The sequence below is a fragment of the Achromobacter veterisilvae genome, assembly GCF_037619525.1.
Taxonomy (GTDB): domain Bacteria; phylum Pseudomonadota; class Gammaproteobacteria; order Burkholderiales; family Burkholderiaceae_B; genus Achromobacter; species Achromobacter veterisilvae.
This window is the reverse complement of sequence record NZ_CP148753.1, coordinates 4,850,597-4,870,315: the sequence shown is the minus strand read 5'-3', so window position 1 is coordinate 4,870,315 and position 19,719 is coordinate 4,850,597. Positions and strand designations below refer to the sequence as shown.

Sequence of the window (19,719 nt, the reverse complement as noted above, 5' to 3'; positions counted from 1 at the left end):
GCGATGGGGGTTTTCTTTTGCCGCCTAGAACCTGTACTTGACCCGTCCGATCACGCTGCGGCGGCTGCCCGGGTAGCAATCCGTGAGGTCGGAGCACGTTGCCAGGTATTCCTTGTCGAAAAGGTTGGTGGCGTTGACGGAAAGGGTCAAGTGCTTGTCCACGGCATACGAGACGCCCGCGTCGATGAGCGTGTGGGCCGCGATCTTCAGCGTATTGTCGTTGTCGCCGTAGGTCGAGCCCACGTAGCGCGCGCCCACGCCCAGGCTCAGTCCGGCCAGCGCGGAACGGCGCACCGTGTAGTTCAGCCAGCCGGATGCGGTGTGCTCGGGCACCAGCGCCGGGCGGTTGCCCTGGGTGGCATTGTTGGCGCGGGTGATCTCGGCGTTTACATAAGTATAGGAACCGGTGAAGTCCCAGCCGTCGGCCAGGCTGAACTTGCCCTCGACTTCGACGCCGCGCGACTGGACTTCGCCGGACGCGACCTGGAAGCCGGGGTTGAACAGGTCGTTGGTCAGGACGTTGCTTTTCTTGATGTCGAACACCGCCACCGTGTACAGCGAATCCGAGCCGGGCGGCTGGTACTTGACGCCCGCTTCCCACTGGCGCGCGCGGGACGGCGCGAAGGGAGCGCTGCCGTTGACGGGGGCCGACACGCCGGTATTCGGCAGGAAGGACTGGGCATAGCTGACGTAGGGCGCCACGCCGTTGGGCATGACGTAGTTCAGGCCGGCGCGGCCGCTGAAGCGCGTTCCGTCCTGGTCGGTATCGTCGTTTAGCAGCCGGTTCTCGGTCTTCTGGCTGTACCAGTCGTAGCGCCCGCCCAGCGTTACCACCCAGCGTTCGGCGAACCGGATCTGGTCCTGCAGATACAGGCCGGTCTGGTGCGTGCGCTCCAGATAGTTCGCCAGCGGCGTCGAGGGCGTGGGGACGTCCACGCCATACACCGGATCGTAGGGGTTCAGGCTGGGCGCGGGGCCCATGGTGCGCGACACGTCCGCGCTGCTGCGGTTGAAGTCCAGGCCGGTCAGCAGCGTGTGGGACAGCGGCCCCGTGCGCAGGTCGAGCTGCACTTGGTTGTCCAGCGCCAGCGCGGTCATGCTTTCGTCGAAGCGGCGCGCCGAGCGCGTCAGCCCGGCCGGGTCCAGGCCCACCACCAGCACGTTGTCCAGCAGGGCGTCGACCCGGCCGTAGCGCAGGTTCTGGCGCACCTGCACGGTGTCGTTGAACCGGTGTTCGAACAGGTAGCCGATGGTCTTCTGCTTCTGGTCGTAGCGGTTGAAGCTGGGATCGCCGTTGCGCAGATCGGTGGGTTTGCCGTTCACCGTGACGGTGCCTATGGTGCCGCCGGAGCGGTCATGCAGGAATTCCGTCTGCAGGGTGAAACGCGTGGCGGCCGAGGGCGCCCAGGTCAGGGACGGGGCGGCGAAGAGCCGGTCGTCGGAGATGCGGTCGCCGTTGGGATAGGTGAATTGCGTGTTGGAGTCCCGCGCCACGCCCACCAGGCGGTAGAGCAGGGTGCCGCTTTCGTTCGCGGGCCCCGTCAGGTCCACCGCGGCCTGCTTGCGCTGGAAGCTGCCGTATTCCAGTTCGGTCTCGTACTGCGGCGTGGCCGAAGGCAGCTTGCTGACCCGGTTGATCAGGCCCCCGGCGTCGCCCTGGCCGTAGAGTACCGAGGACGGGCCGCGCAGCACTTCGACGCGCTCGAGCGCGTAGGGTTCGCTGCGGAACAGCGTGTAGCCGGTGGCGGCCTGGCGCAAGCCGTCCTTGTAGTCGCTGGTGGCTTGCGCATTGAAGCCGCGCATCATGACCCAGTCGAAGCCTTTCGGATCCACGCCATAGGTCTCGACCGCCACGCCGGGTACGTAGCGCAGGACTTCCGTCACGCTCTGCGCATTCTGCGCTTCCATCTGCGCGCGCGTCACCACGGAAATGGACTGTGGCGTCTCCAGGATCGACGTGTCCGTCTTGGTGCCGGCGCGCGACTCCTGGGCGACATAGCTGTCGGGCGCGACACCGGCGCCGCTCACGGTGACGGCTTCCAGCGTCGCCACGCCGGTCTGGCCCACCGGCACGCGGCGCAGGACATAGCCGCCGCCCTGGGGCTGGGCCGCCAGGCCGCTGCCGGCCAGGATCGCGGCGAACCCTTCGCGCACCCCATAGGCGCCGCGCAGGCCCTGACTGCTGGCGCCGGCGGTCAGGGAGCCGTCGATGGTGATCATGACTCCGGCCCGCTGCGCATAGGCGTTGAGGACCTGGTCCAGCGTGCCGGCGGGAATGTCGTAGACGATCGGAGCCAGGCTGCGCGAAGCGGACGGCTGCGCGTCGGCGGCCGCGCCGGGCGCGGGCGCGGCCACAGCCAGCGAAGCCAGGGCAAGCGCCACGGCGCGCCGGGTAGCCGTGAGGGGGAAGCGGAATTGCATATCGGGAGTTCTCGTCGGGGTGTGGGAATAGCAGGGTTATTCACGTATCCCGAACGAGATTGAAAAAGTGCTACGGTCGCGGCGAGTTTTTTTGCCGCCGGGCCGTCCCAAGGCAAAAAAGCGCCCCCTTGGGGGGCAGCAAGCGCGCGTAGCGTGCGCAGCGTGGGGGCTCACCCCGCTTCTACTACGATCCAGTAGTCCGTGTAGCGCGCGATCCGCAAGGGCAGGGCCGCGGAGAGCGATGCCAGGATGCGGTCCGTATCGCCGAGCGGATAAACGCCCGACACGATCAGGTCGGCCACGTCCGCGTGGCAGCGGATCACGCCGCGGCGGTAGCGCCCGACCTGCTCCAGGAAGTCGGCCAGGCGCATGCGCTCGGCCACCAGTTGATCGTTCAGCCAGGAGGGCTGTTGCCCGCTCACTGTCCGGGCCGGCTCGGCGCCCGCCGCGGTGAACGAGGCCGCCTGGCCCGCGGCCAGCACCATCGGGCGGCCCTGCGACGGCTGGATCTCGACCGCGCCCTCATAGACGGCGACCGCCACGTCGCCGCGGCGGCGGTCCACGCTGTAGCGCGTGCCCAGCGCGCGGATACTGCCCAGATCGGTGGTGACGATGAACGGACGGCCTTGCGCCCGCGGGCCGTGGCCGGTCTCGATGTACAGTTCGCCGCGGCGCAGCGCGACGCGCCGCGCGTCGGGGCCGTAATGGATGTCCACGGCGCTGTCGCCGCCGAGCATCAGAAGGGTGCCGTCGTCGAGCACCACCTTGCGCCGCTCGCCCACCGCGCTGCGGTAGTCGGCCGCATACGCGGACCAGGGCACCTGGCGGGCGGCCAGTCCGGCGACGCCGGCGCCCAGCAGGCCGAACCCCATCAGGCGCAGCGCCTGGCGCCGGCCGGCCTTGCGGCCCGAGACGGCCAGGGCGCGGGCCGAGGCCTCGGGCGACACGCCCAGCAGGCGCGCGTCGATGCGCTGCACGTGCTGCCATGCGCGCTCATGGTCGGGGTGGGCCGCAAGCCAGCGCTGCCAGGCCGCGCGCTCGTCGTCGCTGACTTCGCCGGACCACATGACCACCAGCCAGTGCAGGCCCTGCGCCAATGCGGGTTCGGGGATGCCGTGCTCCATCGCGGTCACAGCGCCGCCATGCAGGCCTGCGCGGCGCGCAGCATGTGCTTGCGCACCAGGGCGACCGACACGTCCAGGCGCTGGGCGATCTCGGAATACTTGAGCCCTTCGAAGCGCGACAGGATGAAGACCTGCCGCGCGCGGGCCGGCAGCGCATCCAGCGCGGCGTCCACAGCGACCAGCGTCTCCAGCGCCAGCGCGCGGGCTTCGGCGGACGGCATGTGCGCCTCGGGCAGTTGGGCAAGCGCCTCCAGGTAGGCGGCTTCCAGGGAGCGGCGGCGGAACAGGTCGATGACCAGCCCCTTGGCGATCTGGGTCAGGAACGCGCGCGCTTGGCCGGCCTCGGGCAGCCGGCCGGAGCTGAGCAGCCGTTCATAGGTGTCGTGCGAAAGGTCGGCGGCATCGTGCGCGCAGCCGAGCCGGCGCCGCAGCCATCCCGCCAGCCATCCATGATGGTCGCGGTAAAGCGCGCTCAAGGCATGTTGCGCCGCAGGCTGGTTCGCCGCCGTCACGATGATGTCTCGCTGATCTTAAGGGTTGATAATGATAATCGTTGTTAATTTGGTTAGACAAGCCGTGAAATCAGGCTTGTCGGAGGGGCGGTATGTAACCCAATGAGATATTTAACTTTTCATTGCATTACGCCGTAATAGGGGGAAGCTTTACGCAACCCCCCGGAGTGCCCCCCATGTTCAAGAATTTAAGTATCCGCGCGGTCTTGACGACCGCTTTAGTCGTTTTCTTCACGCTTTTCCTGGCGACCGGCATCGCGGTCCACCAGCAGCTCACCTCCAACCGCAGTTCCATCGAAGTGTTGATGGACACCAACCTGGTCCGCGCCAACGCCGTGGACGGCGCGGGCGCCGAGCTGCTGCGCGCCCGGCTGGTGCTGCTGGCGGCGCAGACGGCGCTGATGGAAGGCAAGGGCATCGCCAATCTGGCCAGCATGCAGCGGCTGGACGGCTATACCAAGAAGGCCGGCGACCTGATCCAGACGGCGCGCCAGACGCCCGAGACCTCGGCCGAAGGCAAGCCGCTGTTCGATGCCGCGCTGGCGGCCTACGACGTCTACCAGCGCGATGCCATCGTTCCGATGATCGCCGCCATCCGCGCGGGCAATGCCCAGGACGCCGGCCGGCTGAACCTCGAGAAGGTGACGCCGCTGGGCCTGATCTTCACCGCGGCCATCCAGAAGTACGTGGACTACGCCGACGAGGTCGGCCAGCGCGTGGCCCGCGACGCCTCCACCCGCATCAACGGCGCGATCGCCGTGCTGGTCGGCCTGCTGATCGTCGTGGGCGTGCTGGTGGTGGGCTTGTACGCCGTGTTCGCGCGCTCGGTCTTCCGTCCGCTGCACGAGGCCGGCCGCCTGTTCGACCGCATCGCCGCCGGCGACCTGACCAATCGCATCGAGCAGCGCGGCAACAACGAGATCGGCATTCTGTACGGCGCCGTCAAGCGCATGCAGGACAGCCTGGCCCGCACCGTGTCGGCCGTGCGCCTGGGCGTGGAAGAGATCCATACCGGCTCGCGCGAGATCGCCGCGGGCAACATCGACCTGTCTTCCCGCACCGAGCAGCAGGCGGCGTCCCTGGAAGAGACCGCCGCCAGCATGGACGAACTGTCGTCCACCGTGCGCAACAACGCCGAAAGCTCGCGCAGCGCGTCGGAACTGGCGATGGCCGCTTCCGAGGTGGCCACGCGCGGCGGCCGGGCGGTGGGCGACGTGGTCGGCACGATGCGCGGCATCGCCGACAGCTCCAACCGCATCGCGGACATCGTGGGCGTGATCGACGGCATCGCCTTCCAGACCAACATCCTGGCGCTGAACGCGGCGGTGGAAGCGGCTCGGGCGGGCGAGCAGGGCAAGGGCTTCGCGGTCGTGGCCAGCGAAGTGCGTGCCCTGGCGCAGCGCAGCGCCGCCGCCGCCAAGGAAATCAAGGGCTTGATCGACGATTCGGTGCAGAAGGTGTCGATCGGTTCGGACCAGGTGGAGGCCGCCGGCGCCACCATGCAGGAGATCGTTACCTCCGTGCGCCGCGTGACGGACATCATCAACGAGATTTCCAGCGCGTCCGAGGAGCAATCGCAGGGGATCCAGCAGGTGAACCAGGCCGTGTCGCAGATGGACAGCGTGACGCAGCAGAACGCGGCGCTGGTGGAACAGGCCGCGGCGTCCGCGGCGTCGCTGGAAACCCAGGCCCAGCGCCTGCGCGAGGCGGTGGCGGTGTTCAAGCTGCAGACGGGCGGCCAGGTGATCGACGCCGAGGCGCCGGTGCTGGGGCGTGGCGGGGCTGCGGCGTTGATTGGGGCTTGATTTGACTGGGGGGGTGTCAGACACCCGGGTAGGTTGGCGTCAGCGGGACGTGCGTTTCGTACGGGTGTCAGACACCTGGACTGACAGACACGTGCTCCGTCCAAGTGTCTGATACCCTGCCCAGTCCAAGTGTCTGACACCCGTACGAGATAACCTCCAGGCTGCCCCCGACGTCCCGCGGGTGTCTGACACCCACACCCCCCCCCCCAAGAATCAATCAGGGACAAAAGATGCCAGCCCCGGCGCGCAGGCATAAAATAGCGGTTTGCCCATCCCACCCGCACAGGATCCCGCGCCATGAACGCACGCATCCCCGAAGACGCTCTTCCTCCCACCCTCGATCCGAAGGCTCTGCAGGCTTTTGTGGACGACAAGTGGGACAACGAGATCATCCCGGCGCTGACCGACTACATCGCCATTCCCGCCAAGAGTCCGGCCTTCGACGCCGACTGGGAAAAGAACGCGTTCATCGAGCGCGTGGTGCGCGACGCCGCGCAGTGGGTCGAGGCGCAGAAGGTCTCGGGCCTGAAGCTGGAAGTGGTGCGCCTGCCGGGCCGCACGCCCGTCATCTTCTTCGACGCGCCCGCCACCCGCAGCGACAACGGCGATACCGTGCTGCTGTACGGCCACCTGGACAAGCAGCCCGAATTCTCGGGCTGGCGCGCCGGCCTGGGCCCGTGGACGCCCAAGTACGAAGACGGCAAGCTGTACGGCCGCGGCGGCGCGGACGACGGCTATGCGGTGTACGCCTCGCTGACCGCCATCATGGCGCTGGACAAGCAGGGCATCCCGCGCCCGCGCTGCGTGGGCATCGTCGAAACCTGTGAAGAATCCGGCAGTTACGACCTGCTGCCCTACGTGGACGCGCTGCGCGACCGCCTGGGCAACGTGGCGCTGGTGGTGTGCCTGGATTCGGGCGCCGGCAACTACGACCAGCTATGGATGACGACCTCGCTGCGCGGCATGGTGGCCGGCACGCTGGAAGTCCAGGTGCTGGACGAAGGCGTGCACTCGGGCGACTCCAGCGGCGTCGTGCCCTCGTCGTTCCGCATCCTGCGCCATCTGCTGGACCGCCTGGAAGACAGCGGCACCGGCCGCCTGCTGCCGCAAAGCCTGCATTGCGACATTCCCGCCGACCGCATCGAACAGGTGCACGCCGCCGCGCGCATCCTGGGCGACGAGGTCTGGCGCCGCTTCCCCTGGAGCTGCGGCGCCGAGGGCGGCTTCGTGCTGCCCATGACGACCGAGCCCGAAGAGGCCCTGCTGAACCGCACCTGGCGTCCGACCCTGTCCGTGACCGGCGCCGAAGGCCTGCCGCCGCTGTCTAGCGCTGGCAACGTGCTGCGTCCGCGCACCGCGTTCAAGCTGTCGCTGCGCCTGCCGCCGCTGGTGGACGCCGTGGCCGCGTCGCAGGAAATCAAGGCGCTGCTGGAAGCCGACGCGCCCTATAACGCCAAGGTGATCTTCAAGGCCAACGAAGGCGCGGCCACCGGCTGGAACGCGCCGGCGTCCGAGGCCTGGCTCACGCAGGCGCTGGACGTCGCGTCCCAGCAGTACTACGGCGCCCCTTGCGGCTATATCGGCCAGGGCGGCACGATTCCGCTGATGAGCATCCTGCAGAAGGGCTTCCCCAAGGCCCAGTTCATGGTCTGCGGCGTGCTGGGCCCCAAGTCCAACGCCCACGGCCCCAATGAATTCCTGCACGTGCCCTACGGCAAGAAGCTGACCGCGGCGGTCGCCCAGACCATGGCGGCCATGCCGGGCGCCTGACAGGCGCGCACGCCCCACAGAGCGCGGGCCGTCCGGTCTTGCGCTCTTTCTTTTTTCAGGACTGACCCGATGATTTCCACTTCCGACGCCTACGCCAACGTGGTTGCCGAAACCCGCGATTGGCTGACCAAGGCCGTGATCGGCCTGAACCTCTGTCCGTTCGCCAAGGCGGTTCAGGTCAAGGACCAGATCCGCTTTGCCGTCAGCGACGCCACCGACGCCGAAGGCGTCCTGACGGACCTGCAGGACGAACTGGCGCTGTTGGCCGAAACCGATCCCGGGCAGATCGACACGACCTTGCTGATCCTGCCCGACACGCTGGACGACTTCCTGGAGTTCAACGACTTCGAGGACCTGGCGGACCGCCTGCTAAAGCGCATGCGCCTGGTGGGCGAGCTTCAGGTGGCGACGTTCCACCCGCAGTTCCAGTTCGCGGATACCGAGCCGGACGACATCACCAACTACACGAACCGCTCGCCGTACCCCATCCTGCACCTGTTGCGCGAAGACAGCATCGACCGCGCGGTGGAATCGTTCCCGGACGCCGCCGAAATCTACGAGAAGAACATCGACACGATGCGCCGCCTGGGTATCGAGGGCTGGAAGAAGCTCATGGCCAAGTCCTGATCCGGACAAGGCCAGATCGCATACCAAATACCGTTCTGCGGAATATGACTCCCAGGGAGTATCGGGATATCCCTAGATAGCCCATCCCTGGTATTGCATACAACATACGCTTTCCCGGGCCATCCGCCGTTCAGCGGAGGGGGCTGCGGGACCTTCCCCTTCCATTGCTTTGGCCCGCCGCCGGTCGCGCGCGCGGGCGTAGTCCTTGCCGGAGAGCCGTATGCGATTTACCCGCCGCCATGCCCTGGGCGCGCTTGCCGCGCTGCCCCTCGTTTCGCGCCCGGCCTGGGCCCAGAACACTTTTCCCACCCGGCCCGTGCGCTTGCTGGTGGGCTTCGCCCCGGGCGGGCTGACCGACATCGCGGCGCGCGCCCTGGCCGAACGCATGGGCAAGACGCTGAAGCAGAGCGTGGTCGTGGAGAACCGCCCCGGTGGCCAGGCCATCATCGCCACCGTGGCGGTGGCGCGCGCCGAGCCGGACGGCTACACGCTGGGCTTCGCGGGCACCAACGGCATGATCCTGAACCCCTTGCTCTACAACAACCTGCCTTACCAGCAGTCGGATTTCAAGCAGTTGGGGTCGATGGGCAAGTCGCCCATGCTGTTGATCGTGAGTCCCACGCTGGGCGTGAAGAACGTGCAGGAATTCATCGCCCTGGCCAAGAAGAAGCCCGGCGACATTACGTGCGCGCACGCGGGGCGCGGCGTCATCAATCACCTGGCCCTGCTGCATTTCCAGTCCAAGACCGGGACGCAGTTCCAGGACGTGCCCTACAAGGGCAGCGGCCCCGCGCTGCTGGACCTCATGGCCGGCACGGTCCAAAGCACCTTCGATTTCCCGACCTCGGCGCTGCCCAACATCAAATCGGGCAAGCTGCAGGTGCTGGCCGTGACGTCCGACAAGCGTCTGTCCAGCCTGCCTGACGTGCCCACTATGAAGGAAGCCGGCGTGGACGGCTTCGAACTCTACACCCGCATGATGATTTCGGGTCCGGCCGCCATGCCGGCCCCGGTGGTCAAGACGCTGGAGAACGCCGTGCGCGAAGGCACGCGCGATCCCGGCCTGATGCAGCAGTTCGCGGACCAGGGCGTGACCGTGGAGTTCACCTCGTCGGCCGACCTGGACCGGGTCATCGCCGAGGAATCCGCCATGTGGGCCCAGGTCATCAAGGCCAATGGCGTGCCCAGGACCGACCTGAAGAGCTAAGGAGCCGCCGTGACCGAACAGCCCCGCATCGCCATTACCCCCGAGCGCGCCCTGGTGGACGTGGCGCGCGATATCCGCATCGACGGATTCCCCGCCTACGCGTTCATCACCGTGACGGCCAGCATGCGGATGTGCGGCGCGCAATGGCGCTCGCAGGCCGTGTTCGCGGCCGGCCACGACGGCAGCCTGGACCTGTCGCGCGATTGCCCGGTGTCTGGCAGCTACGCCGAGCCGTCGGCCATGGGCATCGTCTGGTCCATGGCCTGCTGCGACATGGACCGCGTGGTGTTCCCGCCCGATCGCACGGAAGCGCTGGTCATCGACATTGAGGCCAGCGACGGCCGCCATACCGCCACCGCGCGCCTGGTGCAGGAATTCCTGGCCGAAGGCGTGACCCACCGCGCCGTGCGCGAGCAGGTCGGCGGCATGACCGTGTCCGGCGAACTCTACACGCCCGCCGGCCCCGGTCCGCATCCGCTGGTGATCTACATGAACGGATCGTCCGGCGGCGTCAACGCGCCGCGCGCGGCGCTCTTCGCGGCCCGCGGCTACCAGTGCCTGGCGCTGGCCATCTTCAACTACGACGGCCGGCCCAAGTACCTGAACGACATGCCGCTGGAATACTTCGAGCAGGCCCTGCGCTGGGCGCGCGCCGAGCTGGCGCCGCGCGATGGCTTCGTGGCGCTGTCCGGCATCAGCCGCGGAGGCGAGACCTCGCTGCTGGTGGCGGCGCATTATCCCGAGCTGGTCAGCGCCGTGGTCGCCTACGTGCCGTCGCCGGTCATGCACGGCGTCGTCAGCGCCGGCGCGCCCGGCACCGGCCGCGACGCCCAGGTCTGGACCAAGGCCGGCGAACCGCTGCCGCACCTGTGGCAGGACAACGCCAGCGCCGACTGGGATGCCGCCTACGCCTCCGATCCGCCGTACCGCCAGACCCATGCCTTCCTCAGCGCCACCCGCGACAGCGCCGCCTTCGAGCGCGCCCGCATCCCGGTCGAACGCTATCCCGGCCCCATCATGCTGGTCAGCGCGTCCGACGACGGCTTCTGGCCCAGCACGGCGTACTCCGAGATCGTCGTGCGGCAGCGCATGGCGTACGGTCTGCCGACGTTCCACCACGTCTGCATGGGGGCGGGGCACCACGTGCACTATCCCTATCTGCCCGCCACCCTGATCAGCAAACCGCACGCCATGTCGGGCTTGCTGCTGGACGCGGGTGGAACGCCTGCCGCGAATGCGGCGGGCAACGAGGGGTCCTATCTGGCGGTGCTGGATTTCCTGGGCCGGACGGCCGGCGGAGATCGGCGGGGATAGGCTTTCGGGGAAAAGATCGCCGGCTTTCGAGCCGGCTTTTTTTTGGCCGCGCGAAATGGGAGCCGCGCTGCGTTCCAGGCAAAACCTAGGGTTTCTACTTATGTCCACTGACATTGCGCGGGCATAGAATTTCGTCTGTTCCATTAAAAGGAATATGATTCCGTTAAACGGAATCTTGGAAATAATAGAAAGCGCCGCGGCGATCCTGCACGCGGCGCGCCGGATGAGGCAGCAATGCAAAGATCGACCTTCCTGACGAACGATGGCGCGCAACTCAGCTATGCAAGCTGGCCTGCGCGGCAAGCGGACGCGCAACCGGTGGTCATGCTGCATTCCCTGTTCTTCGGCGCGGACATGTTCGACGCGGTGGTGCCTCGCCTGGGCGGCGACTACGCCGTGCTGGCGGTCGACCACCGCGGGCAGGGCGCAAGCAGCGCGGGCGCGCAGCCGGCGTCCATGCTGCGCCTGGCCCAGGACACCATCGCCCTGATCGAGGCGCGTGTCGGCGGGCCGGCGCACGTAGTGGGCAGTTCCATGGGCGGCTATGTGGCCCTGCAGATGGCGGCATTGCGGCCGGACTTGCTGCGCACGCTGACGCTGTCCTGCTGCACCGCGCATGCCGAGCGGCAGCCCGAGCGCTTCGATGCCCTGGAAGCGGCCTTGCGCGAGCAGGGGCCGGCCAGGCTGGTCGACACCTTGATGGCCACCATGTTCAGCGAACACTTCATGCAGCAGGGCGACGCGCAGGCGCGGGCCCGGTGGCGCGCGCATTTCGCGGCCCTGCCGCGCAGCGTGGCCGATGCGGTGCATGGCGTGTTTTCCCGGCCCGGCTATGAGCCGCTGCTGCCCGGGCTGGACATGCCGGTACTGTTGTGCAGCGGCCAGGGTGACCGGGCCAAGCGGCCCGAGGACATGCAGTACATCGCCGACCGGGTCGCAGGCAGCCGCCATGTGACCTTCGAGCGGGCCGGCCATACGCCGCCCGTCGAAGATCCGGCCCGTTTCGCCGCCGAGCTGCTGCGCTTCTGGCGCGCAAGCGCCCGCGTCCCCGGCGAAGGCGCCGCGCGGCCCCTCGCGCCCAACTCCTGATATTCCGAAAGCAGAAGGATCTACAAGCATGCAAGCTGAAAACATCGGCCAGACAGGCGGCGCGGGCTTCACCGCCGACGCGCTGCCGTTCAAGGACATGGCCGCAACGGGCGAACCGGATTTCGAAGTGCGCGATGGCGTCGTGATGCTGCGCGGCAGCCGGTCGCGCTCGTCGGGCAGCCTGGCGTTTCCGCGCCGCGAGGTCTGCATTGAAACAGGGGCGCGCGACATGGAGCCGGTGAGCTTCGGCCCACTGGGCACGCTGTATTCGTATTCGACCGTGCACGTGTCCTCGAGCCGTCAGGTGCCGTACACCATCGGCTATGTCGACCTGGAAAACGGCGTGCGCGTCCTGGCCGCCGTCCACGCCCAGGCCGAGGAACTGCGCTGCGACCTGCCCGTAGAACTGCGTACCGACGGCGAAAGCTGGTTCGTCGCGCCCGTCGCCGCCCGATAAGGAAGAAACCATGAGCGAAGCATTCATCGTAGGCGCGGCCATGATCCCGATGGGCAAATACCGGGAGTCGAGCTATTCGGGCCTGGCGCTGCCCGCCGTGCTCAATGCGCTGCGCGACGCGGGCGTGGCGCCCGGCGAAGTGGACGCCGTCGTGTGCGGGCACGCGTTCGGCGGCATGTTGACCGGCCAGCGCATCGTCAAGGAATTGGGCATCAGTTCGGTGCCGGTCAGCAACGTGGACAACGCCTGCTCGGGCGGGGCCACGGCCCTGCACCTGGCATACAAAGACATCGCCGCGGGCCGCCACGACGTGATTCTCGTGATCGGCGTGGACAAGCTCACGCAGTTCGGCGGCGGCACGCTGCCGCTGGTGGCCGAAGATCCGGAAGTGCGCCAGGGCATGGTGATGCCGGCGATGTACGCCATGCGCGCGCGCCGCTATCTGCACGAACGCGGGGTGGGCCCGGAGGTGCTGGCCGAAGTCAGCGTGAAGGCGCGCCGCCATGGCGCCCGCAATCCCTATGCTCAGTTCCGCAGCGCCGTTACGGCTGAAGAGGTGCTGAACTCGCGTCCCATCTGCGATCCGCTGACGCTGATGCAATGCTGCCCCACGGGCGATGGCGCGGCCGCCGTGCTGCTGGTGTCGGACGCCGTGCGCCGTCGCCTGGGACGCCCGGCGGTGCGCATTGCCGCGTCGATCCTGCATTCGGGTTCGGTGACGCTGGGCTATCGCGACATGCTGCGTCCCGAGATCACGTTCGATTCGGCGCGCGACGCCTACGAAATGGCGGGCATCGGTCCGAAGGATGTCGATGTGATCGAACTGCACGACGCCTTCACCATTGCCGAGCTGGTGTACTACGAAGCGCTGGGCCTGTGCCAGCCGGGCGAGTCGGCGGGCTACCTGCTTGACGGCAAGAGCACCTACGGCGGCGAAGTGGTCGTCAATCCCAGCGGCGGGCTGCTGTCCAAGGGACATCCAGTGGGTGCCAGCGGCGTCGCTCAGGCGGTGGAAATGTACTGGCAATTGACGGGCCAGGCAGGCGCGCGCCAGGTCGAAAACGCCCGCGTGGGGCTGAGCCACGTGACGGGCGGCGGCATCGCCGGCCTGGATCATGGCGCATGCACCGTGCATCTGTTCGAGCAGGTCGCCCAATGAAGCGCGCTGGCGCGGTGCCGGATCAGGCGGCCCCGGAGGCCGCGTCGTCCACCGGGACGGTCAGCCGGGCCTTGCGCCTGTTGACCGTGCTGGCCGACGCGGGCTCCAGCGTAACGGTCAAGCAGATCGCCGAGCAGATGGGCGTGGCGCCGTCCACGGCGCATCGCTTGCTCCAGTTGCTCAAGCAGGACGGTTTCGTCGAGGCCTCGGCCGTCGGCCACCAATACTCCATCGGCCCGCAGTTCTATCGCGTGGCGGCCCGGGTGCTGGATTCCGTGTCCACGCCGGCGCTGGCGCAGCCTTTCATCCAGGCCATCGCCAACGCCTTCGACGAGACCGTTCTGTTCGGCCTGTATGTGCCCACCGAGCGCGCGCTGAGTTTTGCCGCGCGCGCCGACGGCCAGCAAAAGCTCAAGTACCAGATCGACCTGCATCGGCCGCTGTCCCTGGTGTGGGGCGCTTCCGGCAAGGCGGTGCTGGCGTACCTGCCGCCCGGGGAGATCGAGGCGATCCTTTCCGAAGAAGGGGCGTCCCCCGGCACGGGCGCGACGCCGCCCGCGCTTTCGGTCCTGCAGGACGAGCTCGCGCAAGTGCGCGCGCGGGGCTACGCGGTCAGCGAAAGCGAAAAGCTGCCTGACGCGCGCGGCATCGCGGCGCCGGTGTTCGGTCCGGGCGGGGTGATCGGGTGCATTTGTCTGACTTCTCCGAAAAGCAGGATGCCGCACGCCAGCATCGAAGCGATCGGACGTGAAATCGTATCGCGCGCGCAAGCGTTGTCGCGCGATCTGGGAAGTTCCAACGTATGAAAGAAGCAAACAAGGTTGCCGAGCCGTTGGCCGGCTACCGGATTCTGGACCTCACGACGTTTCTGTCGGGCCCGTTCTGCACGCAGATCCTGGCCGACCTGGGCGCGGAGGTCGTCAAGGTGGAAGCGCCGGACGGCGATTCCAGCCGCGCCATCCCGCCGCACTTCGTGGACGAGGACAGCGCGTACTACCTGGGCATCAACCGCAACAAGCGCAGCATCGCCGTCGACATGAAGCAGGCGGAAGGCCTGGCCCTGGTCAAGCGCATGATCGCGCGCGCCGACGTGGTGGTGGAGAACTACCGCCCGGGCGTCGCCCAGCGCATCGGCCTGGATATCGACGCGCTGCGCGCCCAGCACCCAAAGTTGATCTGGGCCTCGGTCAGCGGATTCGGGCAGACCGGCCCGTGGCGCGACCGGCCCGCCTACGACATGATCGTGCAGGCCCTGTCCGGCGTGATGAGCCTGACCGGCGAACCGGGCCGCCCGGCCGTGCGCCTGGGCATCCCGGCGGGCGACATGGTGGCCGGCATGTATTGCGCCATCGCCATCAACGCGGCCCTGGCCGACCGCGAACGCGAAGGGCAGGGACGCGCCATCGATGTCTCCATGCTCGACTGCCAGCTTGCCATGCTGTCCTACCAGAGTACCTACGCGCTGGTGGCCGGCGTCGTGCCGCAGCCGCAGGGCGCGCGTCACGACTCGATCCCGACGTATCGCTCCTTCGTGGGCGGCGACGGCCGCGAGCTGGTGGTGACGGCCAATACGGAACGCATGTGGCGCGGACTGTGCCAGGCGCTGGAATGCCCCGAGCTGGCGGAAGACCCCAGTTTCGCCAGCGGCGCGGCGCGCCTGGAGAACCGGCTGGCGCTGTGGCCCTTGCTCGAGGCCGCTTTCCTCAAGCGCGCCGCGGCCGACTGGATCGAACCGCTCAATGCCTGCGGCGTGCCGGTGGCGCTGATCAAGACCGTGCCCGAGGCGCTGGAAGACGCGCGGCAGTCCGGGCGCGGCATGGTGCTGCCGCTGGCTTCGGAGCAGCACGAGATCGAAGTGGTGGGCAACCCGATCAAATTCACGGGTTCCGGCTGCGTGGAGGCGACGTATCCGCCGCGCCTGGGCGCCGATGCCGAGGCCGTGCTGTCGGCGTGGCTGGACTTGCCGGCCGACGCGGTCGGCGCCTTGCGCGCGCGCCAGGTGCTGGCGGGCAGGGTGGGCGCGGCGCAATGAACGCGCAGACTGCCGTACCAGTCCTGAACCGGGGCGAGGGGCCCGCGGCCGCCGCATTCGCGCCGGACCGTTGGCACGAATGCGGCGATGCCAGCGCCGGCACGGCGCTGATGCTGCATTCGCTGGGCCTGGACGGGCGCGCCTTCGCCGCGCTCTGGCGCGCCCTGCCCAAAGGGTGGCGGCTCATTTCCTATGACCAGCTCGGGCACGGCGCGGCGGCGGGGGCCACGAACTTCACCTTCGCCGATTGCGTGGCCGACGCCTTGCGGGCATTGGACCTCGCGCCAGGCCCGGTGCATGTCCTGGGGCACTCGATGGGCGGCGCGGTCGCCGCCTGCGCGGCGGCAAGCGCGCCGGGCAAGGTGGCTTCCCTGACGCTGGTGGCGACGCCGACGACAGGCATGCCGGTATTCGTCGAGCGGGGCCAGGCCGCGCTCGACGGCGGTATGGACGCGGTAGTGGCGCCGACGCTGGCGCGCTGGTTCGGGCCGGACGGATCGGCCGGCAACGCCGATGCCATCGCCTACGCCCGTTCTGCCTTGCACGCCATGGCGCCCGCGGGATTCGCCGCGGCGTGGCGGGCGCTGGCGTCGTTCGGCGGATACGCGGATCTGGCGGCGGCCCTGCCTCCGACCCTGTGCGTGGCTGGCGCGCTGGATCTGTCCACGCCACCGCCGGCGCTCCAGGCCATCTGCGACGCGCTGCGGGCTGGCCAAGGCCTGCCGGGCGCGGGCGAGGCCGCAAGGGTTGAAACGATAGCCGGACACGGACATATGTTGCCGCTGACGGCGCCCGAGGCGCTGGCGCGGCTGCTGGCGGCGCATTGGAGCCGTTGCGGCGGGAACGAGGCGCCGCGCTGAGCCGGGGCCGCCAGGAACGAGAAACAGAGAATCGCTATGACAGAAAACTTGAATGCCGCCCGCGGCTCGGAAATGGAAGGCCTGGTGGCCGTGGTGACCGGCGGCGCCGCGGGCATCGGGCAGGCCGTGGTGCAGGTGCTGCTTGAGCGGGGCTGCGTTGTCGCTTCGGTGGACATGACGGCCGAGGGCGTGCCCGCGGGCGCGCAGGCGCTGATCGCCGATGTGCGCGATCAGCAGGCGCTGAATGCGGCGGTGCACGCTTTTGGAGAACAGCAAGGCCGGATCGATATCCTGGTCAACAACGCCGGGGTGAGCTTCGTGGGCACCATCGAGGACGGGTCCGACGCCGATTGGCACCGCATCCTGGACATCAATGTCATGGGCCAGATGCGTTCGACCCGCGCCGCGCTGCCCTACCTGCGCCGCGCGCCAGCCGCCTGCATCGTGAATATGTCGTCCTGCACCGCGGTCAATGGCCTGCCGCAGCGCGCCCTGTACTCGGCCAGCAAAGGCGCCATCCAGTCGATGACCCTGGCGATGGCGGCGGATTTCGTCAGCGAAGGCATACGCGTCAATGCCATAGCGCCGGGCACGGTCGATACCCCGTTCATGTCGCAGTTGGCCGCCCAGGCGCCCGACCCGGCAGCCAAGCGCGCGCAGTTCGAGGCGCGCCAGCCCACCGGCAGGATGGTGGATCCGCGTGAAGTGGCGGAGGCGGTGGTGTACCTTGCGCGCCCGTCGGCGCGTTCCACGACCGGCACGATCCTGAATCTGGACGGCGGCATGACCGCCTTGCGCATGCCGCGCTGAGGCGCGCGCCGCGCACCGAATTTTCTATCAAACATCGCACAGTCAAGTAAGGAAACCTCATGGAATTCAACAACAAAGTCGTCGTCATCACCGGCGCGGGCCAGGGCATCGGGCGCGCTTACGCGCACGAGTTCTCGAAAGCGGGCGCCGCCGTCGTCGTCGCCGACCTGAACATCGCGGCCGCGCAGAACGTGGAAGCGGAAATCAAGGCGGCCGGCGGACGGGCGCTGGCCGTGCAGGTGGACGTGGCGGACAAGGCCAGCGCCGATGCGCTGGTGGCGCAGACGCTGGCCGCCTTCGGCAGCGTGGACGTGCTGATCAACAACGCCGCCATTTTCTCGACGCTGAAGATGAAGCCGTTCGAGGAAATCGACGGCGATGAATGGGACCGCGTGATGGCGGTGAACGCCCGCGGCGTCTTTTTCTGCGCCCAGGCCGTGGCCAAGCCCATGCGCGCCAAGGGCTACGGCAAGATCATCAACATCTCTTCCAGCGTGGTGGTGACCGGCCGGGCGAACTACGCGCACTACGTGGCCTCCAAGGGCGCGGTGGTGGCGCTGACGCGCGCCCTGGCCACGGAACTGGGCGACGACGGCATCAACGTCAACGCGATCAGCCCCCACGGCATCGTCACGGAAGTGCCGCGCGACACCATCAAGCCCGAACAATGGGACGCGATCCTGTCCGCGCAGGCGCTCAAGCGCAAGGGCGACGTCAGCGACATGATCGGCGCCACGATGTTCCTGGCTTCCGACGCGAGCAAGTACATCACCGGCCAGACGCTCAACGTGGACGCCGGCCTGCGGTTCAACTGACCGGCGCGCCATCCCGGATTCCCGCAAAGGAGACAACAATGACCAACGCATTCCAAGCAAGCTTCGCCCGCGAAGGCGGCCGCCGCCACCGTATCGCGGTGATAGACGGCCCGAACATGTCCAACCTGGGCGCGCGCAGCAAGAAGGTATACGGCAAGATCGGCTCGCTGGATGAACTGAAGGCGTATGTCGCCGATTTCGGCAAGCAACTGGGCGTGGAAGTGGAGAGCTTTTCCTCCAACCACCAGGGCGACATTCTCGAATTCATCCATGCCTCGGCCGACCGCGTCGACGGCTACATCATCAACCCGGCCGGCCTGACGACGGTAGGCGAGGGCGTGCGCCATGCGCTCGAGGATACCGGCCGCCCCGTGATGGAAGTCCATTTTTCCAACATCTCCGCGTCCGCGGGCGCCGCCCGCGGACTGGGCGGAGGCAGCATCAATTCCAGCTTTACGCACACGGCCACCGGCCTGTGCATGGGAATGCGGCAGTACAGCTACATCGGCGCGCTGGTGGCGCTGACCCTGAGCCTGGACGATGCGGATTTTCTGGGCGCGCAGGCCGAGTCCTGAGCCGAAGCAAACGGTCCGGCGTCGCCTGGGGCCAGCGCCGGTACACATCAATGACGCTTCCCACGGTCCCGCGGCCCTATCGCCCGCGGGCCGGAGAAGGAAGAACTAGGAGACACTCTCATGCAGACCTTTACCCGTCGTCAGATCATCGCCGGTGCCGCGGCACTGGCCGGTTCGGCCCTGCTGCCGCGCTATGCGCGCGCGGCTGAATTCATATTCAAGATCGCCAGCGACACACCGGCCTCGCACCCGTGCAACGTGCGCACGCTGGAAGCGGCGGAACGCATCAAGGAAGAGACCGGCGGGCGCGTCGAGATCCGCCTGTTCCCGAACAACCAGTTGGGCGCCGGCCCCGACATGCTGGGCCAGTTGCGCTCGGGCGCGCTGGAGTTCTTTATGTATTCCACCCAGCTCGTCGCGCCGCTGGTCGCGCATTGCGCGTTGCCGGGCGTGGGGTTTGCGTTCAAGGACACGAACACGGCGCTGAGCGCCATGGACGGCGAGTTGGGCGGCTACCTGCGCAAGCAGATCGAGAAGTCCGGCCTGATCACCATGCCCAAGGTATGGACCAGCGGCTACCGCCAGGTCACCAGCAGCGAAAAGCCGATCCTGACGCCGGGCGACTTCGACGGCTTCAAGATCCGGGTGCCGGCCAGCCCGATGTGGGTGTCGTTGTTCAAGGGCTTTGGCGCCAGCCCCACCGCCATCAACTTCTCCGAGCTGTACACGTCGTTGCAGACGAAGGTGGTCAACGGGCAGGAAAACCCGCTGGTCATCATCGAAACCAACCGCCTGTTCGAGGTGCAGCAATACTGCGCCCTGACCAACCATATGTGGGACGCGTACTGGGTGCTGGGCAACCGCCGCGCCTGGGGCCGCCTGCCGGCGGACTTGCAGGCGGTCGTTTCCAAGCACTTCGACCAATCGGCGCTGGACCAGCGCGCCGACATGGCCAAGCAGGAACTGAGCCTGCGCGACAGCCTGGGCGCCAAGGGCCTGAAGTTCAACGACATCGAAATCGACGCGTTCCGCCAGAAGCTGGCGGCTTCGGGGTACTACGCCGACTGGAAGCAGAAGTTCGGTCCCGAGGCTTGGAGCATCCTGGAAAAGTACGCGGGAGCGCTGAGCTGAAATGAGCGCCC

18 protein-coding genes are annotated in these 19,719 nt (G+C 67.9%); 15 read left to right on the top strand and 3 right to left on the bottom strand.

Annotated features, from left to right (window positions below):
• Nucleotides 1-24: 24 nt before the first annotated feature.
• From WHX56_RS22550 to WHX56_RS22540, 3 genes are all read right to left on the bottom strand, one after another.
• Nucleotides 25-2,421 carry a TonB-dependent siderophore receptor gene (locus WHX56_RS22550; protein WP_338879070.1) on the bottom strand — a complete coding sequence of 799 codons (2,397 nt, stop codon included), beginning with the start codon at nucleotides 2,419-2,421 and terminating at the stop codon, nucleotides 25-27.
• A 170-nt stretch (nucleotides 2,422-2,591) separates the two neighbouring features.
• A complete protein-coding gene (locus WHX56_RS22545; protein WP_338881819.1) occupies nucleotides 2,592-3,545 on the bottom strand; it encodes a FecR domain-containing protein in 954 nt (317 codons plus the stop codon).
• A 5-nt stretch (nucleotides 3,546-3,550) separates the two neighbouring features.
• Entirely contained in the window at nucleotides 3,551-4,021 is a 471-nt protein-coding gene (locus tag WHX56_RS22540; RefSeq protein WP_244235085.1) for a sigma-70 family RNA polymerase sigma factor, read from the bottom strand.
• 212 nt (nucleotides 4,022-4,233) lie between these two features.
• Between WHX56_RS22540 and WHX56_RS22535 the strand changes: the two genes are divergently transcribed.
• The 15 genes from WHX56_RS22535 (at nucleotide 4,234) to WHX56_RS22465 (ending at nucleotide 19,708) form a co-directional block, all read left to right on the top strand.
• A complete protein-coding gene (locus WHX56_RS22535; protein ID WP_338879069.1) occupies nucleotides 4,234-5,862 on the top strand; it encodes a methyl-accepting chemotaxis protein in 1,629 nt (542 codons plus the stop codon).
• 297 nt (nucleotides 5,863-6,159) lie between these two features.
• Nucleotides 6,160-7,632: a M20 family metallopeptidase gene (locus WHX56_RS22530; protein ID WP_338879068.1), complete on the top strand. Its 1,473-nt coding sequence runs from the start codon at nucleotides 6,160-6,162 to the stop codon at nucleotides 7,630-7,632.
• A gap of 69 nt (nucleotides 7,633-7,701) precedes the next feature.
• Nucleotides 7,702-8,259: a DUF1415 domain-containing protein gene (locus WHX56_RS22525; RefSeq protein ID WP_129242191.1), complete on the top strand. Its 558-nt coding sequence runs from the start codon at nucleotides 7,702-7,704 to the stop codon at nucleotides 8,257-8,259.
• A 220-nt stretch (nucleotides 8,260-8,479) separates the two neighbouring features.
• Complete coding sequence (locus WHX56_RS22520; RefSeq protein WP_338879067.1) at nucleotides 8,480-9,466, top strand: tripartite tricarboxylate transporter substrate binding protein; 987 nt, start codon at nucleotides 8,480-8,482, stop codon at nucleotides 9,464-9,466.
• Between the two features lie 9 nt (nucleotides 9,467-9,475).
• A complete protein-coding gene (locus WHX56_RS22515; RefSeq protein WP_338879066.1) occupies nucleotides 9,476-10,780 on the top strand; it encodes an acyl-CoA thioester hydrolase/BAAT C-terminal domain-containing protein in 1,305 nt (434 codons plus the stop codon).
• A gap of 234 nt (nucleotides 10,781-11,014) precedes the next feature.
• Nucleotides 11,015-11,869 carry an alpha/beta fold hydrolase gene (locus tag WHX56_RS22510; RefSeq protein ID WP_129242194.1) on the top strand — a complete coding sequence of 285 codons (855 nt, stop codon included), beginning with the start codon at nucleotides 11,015-11,017 and terminating at the stop codon, nucleotides 11,867-11,869.
• 28 nt (nucleotides 11,870-11,897) lie between these two features.
• A complete protein-coding gene (locus WHX56_RS22505) occupies nucleotides 11,898-12,326 on the top strand; it encodes a Zn-ribbon domain-containing OB-fold protein (protein WP_129242195.1) in 429 nt (142 codons plus the stop codon).
• Between the two features lie 10 nt (nucleotides 12,327-12,336).
• Nucleotides 12,337-13,485, top strand: coding sequence for a thiolase family protein (locus WHX56_RS22500; RefSeq protein ID WP_129242196.1), 1,149 nt, complete (start codon nucleotides 12,337-12,339; stop codon nucleotides 13,483-13,485).
• Nucleotides 13,482-14,291 carry an IclR family transcriptional regulator gene (locus tag WHX56_RS22495; protein WP_165360223.1) on the top strand — a complete coding sequence of 270 codons (810 nt, stop codon included), beginning with the start codon at nucleotides 13,482-13,484 and terminating at the stop codon, nucleotides 14,289-14,291. The genes WHX56_RS22500 and WHX56_RS22495 overlap by 4 nt, the downstream gene beginning before the upstream one ends.
• On the top strand, nucleotides 14,288-15,517 hold the full coding sequence (locus WHX56_RS22490) for a CaiB/BaiF CoA transferase family protein (protein WP_129242198.1): 1,230 nt from the start codon (nucleotides 14,288-14,290) through the stop codon (nucleotides 15,515-15,517). Before WHX56_RS22495 ends, WHX56_RS22490 begins: the two co-directional genes overlap by 4 nt.
• Nucleotides 15,514-16,377 (top strand): alpha/beta fold hydrolase, encoded by an 864-nt coding sequence (locus tag WHX56_RS22485; RefSeq protein ID WP_338879065.1) that lies wholly within the window; start codon nucleotides 15,514-15,516, stop codon nucleotides 16,375-16,377. Before WHX56_RS22490 ends, WHX56_RS22485 begins: the two co-directional genes overlap by 4 nt.
• A 36-nt stretch (nucleotides 16,378-16,413) precedes the next feature.
• On the top strand, nucleotides 16,414-17,187 hold the full coding sequence (locus WHX56_RS22480; RefSeq protein WP_338879064.1) for an SDR family oxidoreductase: 774 nt from the start codon (nucleotides 16,414-16,416) through the stop codon (nucleotides 17,185-17,187).
• Between the two features lie 59 nt (nucleotides 17,188-17,246).
• The gene (locus WHX56_RS22475; protein ID WP_338879063.1) at nucleotides 17,247-18,002 is read left to right on the top strand and encodes a 3-oxoacyl-ACP reductase family protein; all 756 of its coding nucleotides are present in this window, start codon (nucleotides 17,247-17,249) and stop codon (nucleotides 18,000-18,002) included.
• Between the two features lie 38 nt (nucleotides 18,003-18,040).
• Complete coding sequence (locus tag WHX56_RS22470; RefSeq protein ID WP_129242202.1) at nucleotides 18,041-18,577, top strand: type II 3-dehydroquinate dehydratase; 537 nt, start codon at nucleotides 18,041-18,043, stop codon at nucleotides 18,575-18,577.
• Between the two features lie 120 nt (nucleotides 18,578-18,697).
• Nucleotides 18,698-19,708: a TRAP transporter substrate-binding protein gene (locus WHX56_RS22465; protein ID WP_129242203.1), complete on the top strand. Its 1,011-nt coding sequence runs from the start codon at nucleotides 18,698-18,700 to the stop codon at nucleotides 19,706-19,708.
• The last annotated feature ends 11 nt before the right edge of the window (nucleotides 19,709-19,719 follow it).